This window comes from Thermofilum sp. (assembly GCF_038871435.1).
GTDB lineage: Archaea > Thermoproteota > Thermoprotei > Thermofilales > Thermofilaceae > Thermofilum > Thermofilum adornatum.
Window position 1 is genome coordinate 1 of record NZ_JAVZIC010000005.1, and the last position, 12,672, is coordinate 12,672.

Here is a 12,672-nt window from a genome sequence, read left to right on the forward strand (position 1 = left end):
CCAGTCTGACTCTTCGCTGTGTATAATGATTACCTTGTCTGACTCGTGTATTCTCAGCTTTTTCTCCTTGCCTAGCTCCTTAGAAGCGCGCATAGCTAGTTATTATCGCCGGTTAATAATAAGTTTGTGGATTAGTTATCATGACAAATTAAAACATAACGGCAATAGACTAGTCACGTGAGAGGCATATTGTTCGAGAGTTCCCCAAAGTGGTGTTTGCCCAAACAAGGCACGTAGGAAAGCTTGCCGTAGATATAAGCTGGCAAAAGCTATTCCCTAGAACAGTTTCCAAGCCAGGTAGCCAAAAGCTTTATAAGGAAAAAAAAGAGTAATACATGAAAAACTATGCAGAAAAGAAGTGGTATAAGCCCCGTAATAGCGACCGTAATCATCGTAGCAGTCACAATCGCAGTGGCAATAGCGGTAGCCTTCTGGATGACAGGCATCGTCGGGCTCTTCACAGGCTTCGAACAACTCCAAATCACTTCGATCTACGATAACTCGAGCGGTATTGTAATCACTGTTCAGAACACTGGAACCTCTACAGCGACAATAACAGACATATACGTAAACGGTCTTCCCTCTAGTGCAACAGGGTTAACGGTGCAAGTTGGTAATAAACCTGTCAGCTTCCCAATACCTCTAAACCCTGGCAATCAGACAACACTAATTCTGCAATTCAGCAAAAAACCTTCTCAATTTACTGTTACTCCTGGTGTTAGTCTCGAGATAAAGCTTCACACTGCTAGCGGAAAAGACTATCCAAAGCTAATAGTCCTACAGGCATACAGTGTAAAGAGTTAAACTCTTGGATAAACGATTTTTTGCTTTGTTTTTTCTGCGCTAAGTATATTTATTTGTTGTTTGTTTTTTGGCTTGATGAGTGAGACGATAGAGTTTGAGCTGGTTAGGCCGGTCAACCCGACGGGTAGTAGCTTTATTCGGTACGTGTGGGGCGCGGTTGGCGCTAGGAACAGGGCCGTGTTGCAGGAGCATAGGCGTGTCCTTGCGAGGCTTGTTCAGCGTCTTGGCTTTGCCATCGAGGACAAAATTGGTAGCAACAAGCTGATTACTGGGAAGATTGCTGTCTATGTTGAGAACGGCAAGCCCGTGAGGATCGTTGCCAGGGATATCCAGATATGGCAGGCTTCTGGGACGCTTGAGGGCGAGGTCTCGGCGGAGCTGAAGGAGTAGGGTAAAGGTTTTTTAGTTTTTCTCTTTTTTCTACTTGTATGTCGGAGCTTAAGAGGGAGCTTGGGCTGGGCTATGCGACGCTGTTCGGCGTTGGTCTTATACTTGGCGCCGGCATCTATGTGTTGATTGGTAGGGCCGCTGGGATCGTTGGGGACGCTGTGTGGATGAGTGTTGCCTTCTCGGCTGTGATAGCTGTCGCTACAGCGTTTTCCTTTGCGGAGCTCTCCTCGATATTTACGACCGCGGCGAGCACGTATACGTATGTGGCTGAGGCTTTCCCGAAGAGCAGGCTTGTAGCCTTCGTGGCGGCGTGGATGCTGTTTTTCGGGGGTGTTGCTGGGGCCGCGACCGCTGGTCTAGGTTTCTCGAGCTATTTTGCTAGGCTTTTTGGGCTTGGCGACTCGTGGATTGTGCCTGTGACGTTTGTGCTCCTCGTCGCATTGTCTTTTCTGAACTGGTGGGGTATAAAGGAGTCCGCGGCGCTGAGTGCCGTCTTCACTGTTATAGAGGCTGGGGGCCTGCTATTTGTTTCCCTGCTTGGCCTATTGTTCCCGCAGAGGAATCCAGGCTACTTGTCTTTTAACCCCTCTGCTGACCCTGTCCTCGCCGTGCTGGTTGGGGCCGCGGTTTTCTATTTCGCGTATACTGGTTTCGAGTACCAGCCTACGCTGAGCGAGGAGACCCTTAACCCTGAGAGGGTTGTGCCTAAGTCCATCGTGCTTGCTGTGAGCGTTACGACTCTTATCTACCTTCTTGTAAGCGTCTCTGTCGTGAGGCTTATGGGCTGGGAGGAGCTAGGCGCGAGCAAGGCCCCTATGGCTGACGCGGCTTCTAGGGCTTGGCCTGGCTCTTTTCTGCTTCTCATGGTTATAGCCCTATTCGCCACGACTAATACTGTTCTCGGCTTCCTCGTGTCTTCTTCCCGCCTAGCGTATGGGCTCGCGGAGGAGGGGGTTGCGTGGGGCGGGCTTGCAAAGGTGGATAAGTGGAGGAGGACGCCCTACGTTGCTGTGGCTCTTTCGGGGGCACTGGCTATACTCCTGATATTCCTCACGGACTATCTGCCTAGCGTAACTGGGTGGAGGCTGAGCTTCGGTGGGCAGGAGTACCAGGTGATAGACCTTGTTGGGAAGACTGCGAGCCTAGCGGTTCTCCTGGCCTTCCTGCTCGTGAACTCTTCAGTCGTGGCCCTTAGGAGGAGAAAAGGCCTTAAGAGGCACTTTAGGGTCCCGCTGAATATTGGCAACTTTCCGCTTTTGCCTGTGCTGGCGAACGTGTTGATTGTTTTCTTTGTTGCCCTGAGCTTTGGGGACTGGATTGTATGGCTTAGCACTATAATTGTTGCCCTTCTGGGGCTAGTGATGTATAAGCCTAGAAGAAACGGAAGCTAGTTTTTTCTAGTTCTCTATTTTTACTTCTTCAAATATTGTTATGGGGACGCTTGGAACGACTACTGGTTTTGCATTTACCTCTATTGATATCTCTGCGCTGTCTTCGACTGTCTTTGGGGAGAGGACGCTAAGCCTTAGTGCCATGCTCTGGCGGGGCGGCAGGGCTTTTTCTAGTATTTTTCCCGGCTTTGTGCTCCTGCCCAGGTAGGCTGTCTTGCCGTCTAGCTCTAGTTTGAGTATTGTATAGGTCAGGTATCCCTCTAGCTTTTTGAGTGACACTTCGTAGCTTACCGTGGAGTCGCTGTTGTTTTCGAGGAGTAGCTCGAGGGGTTGCCCGTCTTGTACCTGTATTTTGAGGGGCTCACTGTTCCCGAAGGTTATTTCTAGCTTTATGTTGCCAGCCACGTGTCTCACCGAGTAAGAGAAGGTTTCGCTGGTTTAAAAGGAATTTAGTTCAATTTTTCACTTGATGCGTCCCGTGGAGACCTTTGTCCAAATACTTGAAGTATTCTCGTCTTGTTTCCGATTTTACTTCTACTTTTCCTATCTTTGCCTCTGAGAGGAAAGATGCTTCAAGTATCTTTTTCGATGTGTCTGGCCCGTAAACCTTCCTTTACGAGTTTAATTGCTTCTCCATATTCTTCTGGCGGGCTTTTTGTTGACAAGGAGATTATCATTTCGGCACGTTTTTTCACGTTTTCTCTTATGAGTTCGTCGATTATTTATGTGAAGGTTTTTTCTCCTTTGAGCGCTAATAGCTTCTTGTATACTTTGTTGCTTACCGTTATTTTCTTCATGCATATGGGTAATACACGATGACTTTTCAAGTTTTTTTATCGCCTCGTCTTTCTGAACATAGTAGATGTGTTTAGGTTTTGTCGCGATGAAGGTTTTTATATGGGATTTACCATGTAAAGGTGCTGATGAGGGTTTCTGGTTCTGAGCGGTGAGGAGAGCTTGATTGGCTGAAGTACTTGTTCTCTTGTGATAGTCTTTATAAGAGGGTGAGGGATTTCTGGAGGAATGGAGGTTGATTGTGTGTCTAGCGTCCTTGGATAAGTTTCCACGCTGTGGGAAAAATAACAGGTGATATGTATGGCTGGGGTCGAGGAGAAGCTTCGCTCTGTATTGGCGAGGGTTAGGGGGTTTAGGGGCATTGTTGCAGTGGAGGATGGGAAGACTTGGATCGTTGGCGATGTTGACAGGGAGAAGCTTCCCCTTATCCTCGACACGTTTTCTTTTTCTACCGAGCTTTTGAGGAAGGCTAGGAATATTGGTGTGAGGATACTTATAGCCGAGGGTAGCGGCTCGGGCATTGCCTATGCCAAGTATGGCTTTGGGAAGCAGTTTTTCGTCTTGTACAGGGACATGCCTCTCGGGACTGTCTACTACGAGGTCAAGAGGCTTATGGAGGATCTAGCAAAGGGGTGAACGAGTGAAGGTAGTGGGGATAGCTGCACTGGGGACGGAGCCCCTGTCGGCCTTGCGGATAAGGCTAGGAGGCTCGTGGGCCTGCTGGCCGAGAGGTGTGGAACAGGCCTCGTAGTTGCTGTCGGTGGCTACTGGGGCCTCATGAGGGTTGTTGTCAACGAGGCTTTGGGGGAGGGGCCTGGGTGTCCTTATTTTCCCGCCACTAGAGCGGGAGGACGAGAGTTTCCCAGAGGGAGCCATAGTTGTAAGGACTGGCATGGGTTTTAGGGGTAGAAGTGTCGCGCTCGTTAGGACGGCGGACGTGCTGGTCGCTGTGGGCGGGGAGGCAGGCACGATTATGGAGATTGTTACCGCATATCTAGAAGGCAAGCCCGTATTTGTCTTGGGAGGTACGGGCCTCTCGTCAGACAAGATGAGGGTCTATGAGCCATACGTTGATTCGAGGAGGCTGGCGGAGCTGAGGTTCTACGAGGGTGTCGAGGAGCTAGCGGACAAAGTGTGCTCTCTGGTCTCCTTGAAACATAAAGGATCCTTCTAGATTTCTAGCTGAAAACAGCGGTCTATTCCTCCCCAGATACTATTTTCTTTGCTTCCTCGACTATTTTCTCAATGTAAGGTAGCCTAATCTTTACTGCTTCTGAGTCGAATTTTGCCTCGTGGAACCCCCAGACGTGAAGCGCCCATGCAGTGTCCCAGGAGGCCATGAACCAGTCTCCCAGTTTCTTGCTAATTGCTTCGACAGCTTTTTCGAGGTCTGTTACTGTCCACCTGTTTCTCTGCCTTACTTGTGCGAGCACATCCGAGACGCCTAGGTAGAGGGCAAGTAGCTTTACAGACTCTACTGCGGCTTTGTAGAGTTTTTCAGAGGCTTGGACAGGATTCTTCTCTACGAAGCTTTTGCCTTCCTCGAGGAAGCTTAGCGCCAGGTCTAGGTGCTTCTTGATTTCGGGGTTCAGAGTAGGGTGGCCAACAGTTGGCGTCTCTTTCTTTTGAGGCACGTATTTACTCGTGCCCACTATGTTCACCTATAGCATGGATCTCTTTCTGCCTATAAAGATGCTACGTGGATGCTTTTAAGGCGAGCTTTACAGCTTTACGGTGGAGAAGTGTTTTCCACGCGACATGCTTTCCTATCCCGAGCTCTGTATCCTTCTCGGGTGGAGGGGTATCTATCCATAAGTCTGGGCTTCGAGGCGGAATGTCGTCCACGACAAGGTTTCGTTCTACTAGCTTGTCGAGTAGCGGGATTCGTTCCCTAGTAAAGAGCGTGTCAGGGTCCTCTACGGCCTCTGATAACCATTTCTTCTCATCCATGCTTAGAGAGTTTACAAAATACAGGAGCTTCCTCAAGCTGACAATTCTTTCTGCGGCCTTTTTGGGGGGACCACCCTGTTTCAGCGAGGTTCGCAATCATGTAGGGGTTTCCTCCCGTTATAAGCCATGCGTCTTCTGCCGTGAAACCAGGGGGTGGAGGATAGCCTCCCCTTTCCCAGTTTTTCCTGCTCGTATAGCTCCATAAAGCCCTCTCGAGACAAGTTCCATAGTGGCGCAATATATGCCCACCTGTGTCTACCTATCTCAGACCTCGTTAATCCCTCACTAGTAGTGGCTACAGCCACAATGCTCTCGTAGCTTCTGGGGTACTATATAAGGCTTAGAAGGCTCTTAACATAGACCGCTGATTTTTCGAGCCCTATCGATTGGAACGCCTCATCCATTAAGACGGCAACCTTCTTTTTACCAAGCCTGACCAGCTCCTTTACGAGGTCAATTACAATTGTTACAAGCTTGAGGCTCGTTACACCGGTAATGTCGGCCGCTGCATCGCTGAGCGCGCGCGCTTATTTAAATCCTTCAAGGAAACAAAGCGTTACATTTTATTTAGGTCTCTCTTTGAGGGCATCGTCTCATGCATTGCAAGATAAAAAGCTGACTGCTGGTTGAAACGTCTGCCTTGCATTAGACCCTCAGTGTGTCTGTTAACCTTTGTCTTTTCGTTGAGGTCTCGGCTTGCATAAGTTCGTCCTGGGTCTGCATGTAGAGGCACTCGTAGAGCCCAGGTTTTTCTAGCAGGACTATGCCTCTTAATAGGACGTTAAGCCGGAATCTTGGAGGGAGCTGGTCTAGAGGGGCAACATCAACTGGCAATCCCAGCTCTAGCTCGAGGTCTACTCCAAGCCTTAGCAGGTCTTGGAAGGTCATCTTTTTTGAATACACAGCTATATCGATGTCTCTGAACTCTTCTGCATATGTAAAGCTCCCAAAGACAATTGCTAGCTCGACGCCGTGTTTAGCTAGAATCTCTCTGAGTCTGTCTAGGACTTTTTTTCTCTCTTCTTCAGACATTGTATAGTATCTATATCTCTCCTCTGACAATTTCGAGAACCACCTCTAGAAAATTCTCTATAGAATTAAAGTCGCTCTTAATGTTCTCATAGATTTTCCTGTCGTCAACAGTCCAGTACCTGTGTACAAGCAGGTTTCTCATTCTCAGAAATCTCAAAATGTCTTCGGCAACTTCGCCAGGGATAATGTTATTGTCAGCAAGGAGTCTGACAGCATGCGACGGAGTTTCTGGTCTCTGACTTAACATGTTTCTGCAGAGGTGAAGAGCTATTGATGCTAAAGCCTCTGCAATTATAATTAAGTGATACCTTATAGCATATTTCTCAGCATCTGACAGAGAATCGAAAGGCTTCTGGGAAACTTTCTTTACAAATGATATAGAGTCCCTGGCTTCTGCTACTACGCTGAGAACGTACTCTTTATTTATCCGCGGCTCACCAGGACTCGTCATGCATGTATGAATGATTTATACCATTCATAAAAGTATCCCTCTGGAGCAATGCGTTATGCGTTTTATTCTTTCTATAGTCTCCGGCAACGCTACAAAGGTGCTTTGGCGTCCTAAGCCTTTTGGGCCTAGTCCAAGTTTCCCGGCATTTTGATGCTTGTTGAGTTTAACGGGTAGATGGTTACTGTTGCTGGGGGATGTAAAGGTTATTATAGTGGCTTAATATTTGGTTGGGGATCTGACATGAAGTTGTCACCTGAATGTGTACCGTGCATTTATAGGACTAGGACCAGCGAGATTTTGGCTTCGAGTTTGCCGGATGACGAAAAGCTCAGGCTTCTCAGGGACTTTACAAAATATTATGGCGACTTGATTGATGATTCCTCCACTGTTATTGTTGCATGGAAGGGGTTCATAAAAGTAAAGGAGCTACTAAGGGAAACTGACCCATACAGGGAATACAAGGAGAGGAGCCATAGGATAGCTCTTGAACTAGCTAGGAGCATTGAGGGGAAATTGGAGGAGCTGAGCGGCTACGAGAGGTTTAGGTACCTTGTTGGTCTAAGTGTTGCGGCCAACCTTCTCGACCCGGGCTCGCCAAATGGCCTGGATCCAGAGGTTTTCTGGGAGAAGGCTTCTCAAATTAGGTTTGGCCGCGATGAGACTGATAGGCTCTACTTGTTGTTGCTCCAGAGCTCTAAGGTAACCTATGTTCTCGACAATTGTGGGGAGGCTGTTTTTGACTCCATGGTTATACGTGACTTGAGGAGGATGGGCTTGAAGCTAAAGATCATAGTTAGGGGCGAGCCTTACCAGAACGATATTACATACCAGGAGGCATTGAGGCTGGGGCTCCAGGAGTACGGCGAGCTCGTGAGTACTGGGACAGATTTTCCCGGCATCGTTCCGGGCTATGTTTCCGAGGAGGCTGTCAAGGCCTTGGAATGGGCAGACATCGTTATATCCAAGGGGATGGCGAACTTCGAGTCCTTCATGTATGCCCAGCCAGACGCAAACGTTTTTGTCCTGTTGATGGCTAAGTGTGGACCAATAGCCAGGGCTTCAAACGTGAATGTTGGTGAGGCGGCAGCTTTCTTCCTCAAAGGCCCTCCGTCAATGCTGAACGCGGTTTAGTTTTCCCTTGTTTTTCCCTTGGACGCTACATTTTTTAATGATGGCCTGCTAAGGATATTTGTCCGAGATGGTTTAAATGGATAAAGTCTCTCTAAAGGACAAGTTGAAAGACATTAAGCCCGACATTCCTATAGACGAAGATTCTCTCGTTAAATATGTCGAACTTCTAGAGGTCCAGTACAATACAAGCCTCCAGTTCAGCGACAAGTTCAAGCAGTTGCCCCTTGAGGAGATCCAGAAAGGCTTCGCAGAGGGAAAGCCGGCCTACCTCTCTGTGCCGCTAAAGATAGAGGAAGAAGACCTTCTAGCCTCATACAAAGCAATAATTAGTTTTCTAAGGGAGAATATTCCCGAGACGGTTGAGCCAATAGACAAGATAGAGGCTTCCCGTGAAAGTGGCGAGATAAAGCTCTCAGAGCTCTCAGACGCACTATTTGCCGGAAACGAGGAACAAGTGCACGAAGTCGCGGAAAAAATCCAGGTCGACCCAGAGGTTCTAGAGGCAATCCTCGCCTGGTCAATCCAGCCAATATTTGAGGCTTTTTCTCGCGCAGTAAGCGGCGAGACAGACTTCTCTTCTTGGCATAGCGGGAGGTGCCCCGTCTGTGGGGGGCCGTCTAGGCTGGAATTTATAGATGAGGAGGGACATTCCCACCTTAAGTGCCAGTTTTGCGGCGCAGAGTGGAGCTATCCAGAAGGAAAGTGCCCATACTGTGGAAACGAGGAGAGTGAATCTATTATAGAGATACCTGTGAAGGGCGAGGACAAGTTTAGGTTGATGGCCTGCTACAAGTGTGGCGGTTACTGGAAAATTGTAGACGAGAGAAAAGTCGGCACAAATATCCCCAGGTCTCTCTACGATATCTGGTCTTTTAGACTGGATCTCTTGGCGAGCGGACAAAAATAGATATTTTTTATCCGGTCACTGTTATTTTTCCGGCAAGGGTCAAGGGAAGGTAGAAGCCTGTATAAGTGTTGATTATTTTCCTCGAGAATTCGAGTGTTTCTGCCGACTGGTATATGTTCCCGGCAACGCTGACTGGCTTGAGAGGCTTTAGTTCGCCATTTTTCACTAGGTAGGGGTTCGTCGCTACGACACTAAAGTTTCCTGTGACATAGTTTACTGTGTGGACGCTTAGCAGGGTGCCGTCGACAACCACTTGCGCGTTTTCTATTAGCTCTTCCTCGGATAGCTCGCCTCCTTGTATAATCATGTTTGACCGGGATACGGCATAGGATCCCCTGGCTTTCGCGGCGTTTCCAGTGCTTTTGACGCCCATTCTCCTAGCTGTATATGTGTTGTGGAGGAAGCCCTTTACGACGCCGTCTTCTACGAGGACAGTTTTCCTGCGCGGGACGCCTTCAGCGTCGAATAGTGCTGTTTCTAGTCCTCCAGGCAGAGAGCCGTCGTCTACGAGGGTCAGCTTCCCGAAGACTTTTTGGCCGGTCTTGTCCCTTAGAGGGCTGAGCCCCTCTAGAACATTCATTGCGTTGAAGGCTGGGACAAGTAGGTACTCAAGTAGCTCTCCGAGCGGTAGAGGCTTAAAGGCCACATTGCCACTTATTGTCGATCCAAGTTTCTCGCCCATTGCCGAGTCGAGGGCCATCTTGCAGGCCCTGTCTATTAGGTTGTCGAAGTCTAGGACTAGGCTTCGGGACTCTAGAAACGCAAAGCCAGTCCCCTCGTTCCCCGAGTGTGTCGCTTTTGTCGATAGCGACATGGACATGTAGGTGCCTCTCTGCTCTGCTGAGAGGCCCCTAGTGTTCGCCACGTAGCTGTAGCCATAGGCAAGTGTTCCTCCTGAGGCAGTTACCTTAACGTCCCTATATCTCTTGGGAACCTCGCTTATCAGGGAGCGGACTTGGTCTAGAAGCCATCCTGCCTCGAGGCTTACTATGCCCTCGTCGAAGCCTACCCAGCTATGTGTAGGCTTCTCTGGATCCGGCAAACCGTTCCAGTGGGGGTCTTCTTCGGACACGCGTGCAAGCTGAACGGCTTTCTCGACCGTGCTTGCCAGGGCATCTCTTTCAAGAGTAGAGGCAGTAGCTATTGCTACCCTTTTGCCTTTTGCCACCCTGATCCACACGTCGATAGATGCCCTGGAGAGAGCCTTTGGATAGACTCCCTCGCTTTTTACAAGCCTAGAGGTCGAAACAGTGAGGCTTACTTCTGCTTCGTCCGCGCCGAGCTCTAATGCGCGTTTCAGTATCCACTCAGCAATAGATTGAAACTCTTCTCTCATTTTTCACCACCCACAAGAAGCCTGGATACTCTAAGCGTAGGACCACCATCGCCGACGTGCACCCATTGGCCCCATTTTCCACAGCCACCGAAGGGGCTCGTAGATATTTCAACGTTTTTGCCTACAGCGTCGATATATCTCAGCATTTCAAGTATGTTGCCTGCAAGGACAACGTCCCTAACTGGTTCCTTTATCTCCCCATTCTCTATTATGAATCCTATCCTAGCGTTAAATGTGAAGGTGCCGTCTTCCTCGACCTGTCCACCGGCCGGCTTGTCTAGTAGAAGCCCGTTCTTTGTGTCGGCAATTATCTCTTCTTCTTTCCAGTTGCCAGCCTCAAAGAAGGTATTCCTCATCCTAACAATAACGTCATGCTCAAAACTTTGGGCCCTCCCGTTTCCCGTAGGCTCCATACCAGTGAGTGCAGCGCTTTCCCTGCTATGCAGGTAGCCCTTAAGTATTCCCTTCTCGACCAGGACCGTTCTCCTAGTGGGTACCCCCTCGTCGTCTGCGAGAAACACGTAGCCTCCCCTCTCGTCGTAGCCAGAATCGACAATCGTAACTTGCTCGCTGGCCAATTTTTCGCCAAGTCTTCCTACCAGGGGGCTTGAACCAGCAAATATGCCGTCGCCCTCTGTTAGGTGTCCAAAGCTCTCGTGCGCAAAGACGCCCGTGAGCTCTGGACGAGTGATTACTGTCTGGAGGCCTGCAGGGGGCCGCGATGCCTTTAATGCTAGCCTTGCGTTCTCGTAGGCCTTCTCGGCTATGTTTTCAGGGGAGTTTTCGCCTGTAAAAGCCTCCAGTCCAAGCGACGCGCCGTAGGTTTCTGTGCTGTCTCCTACTTTGCCATTTTCCCTGATTACGGCGGTTGCAGATATTCCTGTCACGAGCCTCTCTGCTGACACGTGTAGCCCGTCGCTTGTGTAGACCTCTATAACGCCATAGTAGGAGCCGTACCTCGCTATAGAAGAGGACACCTTTCTCTCGCTTAGGTAGCTGTATATCCTCTTTACAAGCCCAATTTTTTCAGTTAATTCTGCTTGGGAGGGGTGGTTCTTCACGTTTTCAATCTTGAAGCTCTTCTTGTATGGCTCTACTGTCGCTAGTTTTTTGCCAGAGCCAGAGAGGGATCTAGCAATTTTTACGGCCTCTTCCAAGGCCTTGAGAAGACCGTCTCTGCTCAAGTCGTATGTCGAGGCGAATCCAAGTCCCCCCTCGTAGATCACTCTTATACTTGCACCCTTGGTCTTCTGGTTCCCGAGAGAAGTGATGCGTCCGTTTACATAGGAGATGAACTCTCTAGTCGTGTCCTCAAATCTTACCTCGGCAAAACTGGCTCCCAGGTGGCCCGCTTTTTCAAATAGAATCTGGGCTATGTCTTCATGCATCGTTTAACATGCAACATGCATATACAAATTTTTAGCGCCGTAATCAATAACAGTATAAACTTTGATGGTGGAGAAGGACTATGGCTCGGCTACGCGACCTGAATGGTGGTCTCTACTGGTCCTCGTGCCCGGACACGGAGACTCTAAGGCAACTAGCAAAGAGGGGGCTAGGCCTTGTTGTAGATTTAACTGAGAACGAGTGTAAATATGAGTTGCCCAGCACAGTAGAGAAAATCAGCTACCCCATACCTGACTTTTCGTTTAGGGCTTTCGAGGGCGTACTCTACAAGGCCGTGCTCCCAGCCTTGGAGGCCCTGCGCAGTGGGAAAGGAGTCTTGATCCACTGCTATGGCGGGATTGGGAGGAGTGGTAGCACGGTGGGTATGCTTCTGGCACTGAGAGACAATGCGTCGCCCAACACGATTCTGGGAAGGCTCAGGTCGCTTGGCTACGTTAACGAAACAATATCACAAGGTCTAGCTCTCAGGTGGTTCTTCCGCGCCATCAAAATAACTGATCTGCCATTCCTGAAGAGGTTACTTGAAGAAGTCGAAAAGACTGGCTATTGGGGCTACCTTGACCATGCCTCAACAGTTGCAGGTGTTGCTCTCGACGTACTAGATGCTCTTCAGGACAAGTACCGCTTCACCGCTCAAGACAGGCTAAACACCTATGTTGCGGGTCTCCTGCATGATATTGGACGTGTATGGGGACGAGAGGAAGACCACCACATTATTGGGGCCGAATACGTTAAGAAAACTGGTTTTCTAGGAGACAAAGTAGACTTGGACATTGTCTCAAAGACCATCTTGTATCACAGGAGGAAGACCAGAATTACAGAGGATCAAGAGCTTGCCTCAATGGGAGTCAAGGCTCTAGTCATTGCGGCTACGGTGCGTCTTGCAGACTCCTTTAAGAATGCCTACAAGGGTGAAGGGATATATGTGGGAACTGAGATGGCTAACGATAAACTCGTCGTGAAGATAAACGGCTACATGCACGAGGAAGTTGATTTCGATCGATTTTATGAGAAGGCAGAGGCACTAGAGGAGGTAACAAAGATGAGGGTTGAGGCAGTAGAAGAGTTCTAGCCAAAA

General features: G+C 49.1%; 16 protein-coding genes and 1 pseudogene. 8 read left to right on the plus strand and 9 right to left on the minus strand.

Annotated elements, in window-relative coordinates:
• The first annotated feature begins 345 nt into the window (after positions 1-345).
• From QXT17_RS06645 to QXT17_RS06655, 3 genes are all read left to right on the plus strand, one after another.
• The gene (locus QXT17_RS06645; protein ID WP_342785761.1) at positions 346-804 is read left to right on the plus strand and encodes an archaellin/type IV pilin N-terminal domain-containing protein; all 459 of its coding nucleotides are present in this window, start codon (positions 346-348) and stop codon (positions 802-804) included.
• Between the two features lie 75 nt (positions 805-879).
• Entirely contained in the window at positions 880-1,194 is a 315-nt protein-coding gene (locus QXT17_RS06650) for a hypothetical protein (protein WP_342783913.1), read from the plus strand.
• Between the two features lie 38 nt (positions 1,195-1,232).
• Positions 1,233-2,585, plus strand: coding sequence for an APC family permease (locus QXT17_RS06655; protein ID WP_342785763.1), 1,353 nt, complete (start codon positions 1,233-1,235; stop codon positions 2,583-2,585).
• Between the two features lie 6 nt (positions 2,586-2,591).
• On the opposite strand, the gene QXT17_RS06660 is transcribed toward QXT17_RS06655, so the two are convergent.
• Both QXT17_RS06660 and QXT17_RS06665 read right to left on the minus strand, forming a co-directional pair.
• Positions 2,592-2,990 carry a hypothetical protein gene (locus tag QXT17_RS06660; protein ID WP_342814490.1) on the minus strand — a complete coding sequence of 133 codons (399 nt, stop codon included), beginning with the start codon at positions 2,988-2,990 and terminating at the stop codon, positions 2,592-2,594.
• 167 nt (positions 2,991-3,157) lie between these two features.
• Positions 3,158-3,280 carry a hypothetical protein gene (locus QXT17_RS06665; RefSeq protein WP_269076293.1) on the minus strand — a complete coding sequence of 41 codons (123 nt, stop codon included), beginning with the start codon at positions 3,278-3,280 and terminating at the stop codon, positions 3,158-3,160.
• Positions 3,281-3,680: 400 nt separating this feature from the next.
• Here QXT17_RS06665 and QXT17_RS06670 point away from each other — a divergent pair, with 400 nt between their 5' ends.
• Positions 3,681-4,016, plus strand: a complete 336-nt coding sequence (locus QXT17_RS06670) for a hypothetical protein (RefSeq protein WP_052887030.1) — start codon at positions 3,681-3,683, stop codon at positions 4,014-4,016.
• Between the two features lie 151 nt (positions 4,017-4,167).
• Positions 4,168-4,554, plus strand: a complete 387-nt coding sequence (locus QXT17_RS06675) for a hypothetical protein (protein ID WP_052887029.1) — start codon at positions 4,168-4,170, stop codon at positions 4,552-4,554.
• A 22-nt stretch (positions 4,555-4,576) separates the two neighbouring features.
• Here the strand turns inward: QXT17_RS06675 and QXT17_RS06680 are convergent, their stop codons facing one another.
• The 5 genes and pseudogenes from QXT17_RS06680 to QXT17_RS06700 all read right to left on the minus strand — a co-directional run bounded on the left by QXT17_RS06680 (position 4,577) and on the right by QXT17_RS06700 (position 6,813).
• Complete coding sequence (locus QXT17_RS06680; protein WP_342793634.1) at positions 4,577-5,032, minus strand: PaREP1 family protein; 456 nt, start codon at positions 5,030-5,032, stop codon at positions 4,577-4,579.
• A 43-nt stretch (positions 5,033-5,075) separates the two neighbouring features.
• Positions 5,076-5,426, minus strand: a complete 351-nt coding sequence (locus QXT17_RS06685; protein WP_020961915.1) for a hypothetical protein — start codon at positions 5,424-5,426, stop codon at positions 5,076-5,078.
• Positions 5,411-5,827, minus strand: a pseudogene (locus tag QXT17_RS06690) (ATP-binding protein). Before QXT17_RS06690 ends, QXT17_RS06685 begins: the two are co-directional and overlap by 16 nt.
• A 148-nt stretch (positions 5,828-5,975) precedes the next feature.
• Positions 5,976-6,392 (minus strand): nucleotidyltransferase family protein, encoded by a 417-nt coding sequence (locus QXT17_RS06695; RefSeq protein WP_020961914.1) that lies wholly within the window; start codon positions 6,390-6,392, stop codon positions 5,976-5,978.
• The gene (locus tag QXT17_RS06700) at positions 6,373-6,813 is read right to left on the minus strand and encodes a type VII toxin-antitoxin system HepT family RNase toxin (protein ID WP_020961913.1); all 441 of its coding nucleotides are present in this window, start codon (positions 6,811-6,813) and stop codon (positions 6,373-6,375) included. The genes QXT17_RS06695 and QXT17_RS06700 overlap by 20 nt, the downstream gene beginning before the upstream one ends.
• A gap of 240 nt (positions 6,814-7,053) precedes the next feature.
• Between QXT17_RS06700 and QXT17_RS06705 the strand changes: the two genes are divergently transcribed.
• Together QXT17_RS06705 and QXT17_RS06710 are read left to right on the plus strand one after the other, a co-directional pair.
• Entirely contained in the window at positions 7,054-7,944 is an 891-nt protein-coding gene (locus QXT17_RS06705) for a DUF89 domain-containing protein (protein ID WP_187148136.1), read from the plus strand.
• Between the two features lie 76 nt (positions 7,945-8,020).
• Positions 8,021-8,851: a formate dehydrogenase accessory protein FdhE gene (locus tag QXT17_RS06710; protein WP_052887026.1), complete on the plus strand. Its 831-nt coding sequence runs from the start codon at positions 8,021-8,023 to the stop codon at positions 8,849-8,851.
• Between the two features lie 7 nt (positions 8,852-8,858).
• Here QXT17_RS06710 and QXT17_RS06715 read toward each other — a convergent pair whose 3' ends face one another.
• Positions 8,859-10,187: a TldD/PmbA family protein gene (locus tag QXT17_RS06715; protein WP_052887025.1), complete on the minus strand. Its 1,329-nt coding sequence runs from the start codon at positions 10,185-10,187 to the stop codon at positions 8,859-8,861.
• Positions 10,184-11,575: a TldD/PmbA family protein gene (locus QXT17_RS06720; protein WP_020961909.1), complete on the minus strand. Its 1,392-nt coding sequence runs from the start codon at positions 11,573-11,575 to the stop codon at positions 10,184-10,186. Before QXT17_RS06720 ends, QXT17_RS06715 begins: the two co-directional genes overlap by 4 nt.
• Positions 11,576-11,655: 80 nt before the next feature.
• On the opposite strand from QXT17_RS06720, the gene QXT17_RS06725 reads away from it, so the two are divergent.
• A complete protein-coding gene (locus tag QXT17_RS06725; protein ID WP_020961908.1) occupies positions 11,656-12,666 on the plus strand; it encodes an HD domain-containing protein in 1,011 nt (336 codons plus the stop codon).
• Positions 12,667-12,672 lie beyond the last annotated feature (6 nt).

Excerpts from the sequence above, each read along its gene's own strand:
- QXT17_RS06705 (WP_187148136.1), top strand. The coding sequence starts at position 7,054 with ATGAAGTTGTCACCTGAATGTGTACCGTGCATTTATAGGACTAGGACC.
- QXT17_RS06700 (WP_020961913.1), bottom strand. The coding sequence starts at position 6,813 with ATGACGAGTCCTGGTGAGCCGCGGATAAATAAAGAGTACGTTCTCAGC.
- QXT17_RS06720 (WP_020961909.1), bottom strand. The coding sequence starts at position 11,575 with ATGCATGAAGACATAGCCCAGATTCTATTTGAAAAAGCGGGCCACCTG.
- QXT17_RS06715 (WP_052887025.1), bottom strand. The coding sequence starts at position 10,187 with ATGAGAGAAGAGTTTCAATCTATTGCTGAGTGGATACTGAAACGCGCA.
- QXT17_RS06725 (WP_020961908.1), top strand. The coding sequence starts at position 11,656 with ATGGCTCGGCTACGCGACCTGAATGGTGGTCTCTACTGGTCCTCGTGC.
- QXT17_RS06710 (WP_052887026.1), top strand. The coding sequence starts at position 8,021 with ATGGATAAAGTCTCTCTAAAGGACAAGTTGAAAGACATTAAGCCCGAC.
- QXT17_RS06670 (WP_052887030.1), top strand. The coding sequence starts at position 3,681 with ATGGCTGGGGTCGAGGAGAAGCTTCGCTCTGTATTGGCGAGGGTTAGG.
- QXT17_RS06655 (WP_342785763.1), top strand. The coding sequence starts at position 1,233 with ATGTCGGAGCTTAAGAGGGAGCTTGGGCTGGGCTATGCGACGCTGTTC.
- QXT17_RS06645 (WP_342785761.1), top strand. The coding sequence starts at position 346 with ATGCAGAAAAGAAGTGGTATAAGCCCCGTAATAGCGACCGTAATCATC.
- QXT17_RS06650 (WP_342783913.1), top strand. The coding sequence starts at position 880 with ATGAGTGAGACGATAGAGTTTGAGCTGGTTAGGCCGGTCAACCCGACG.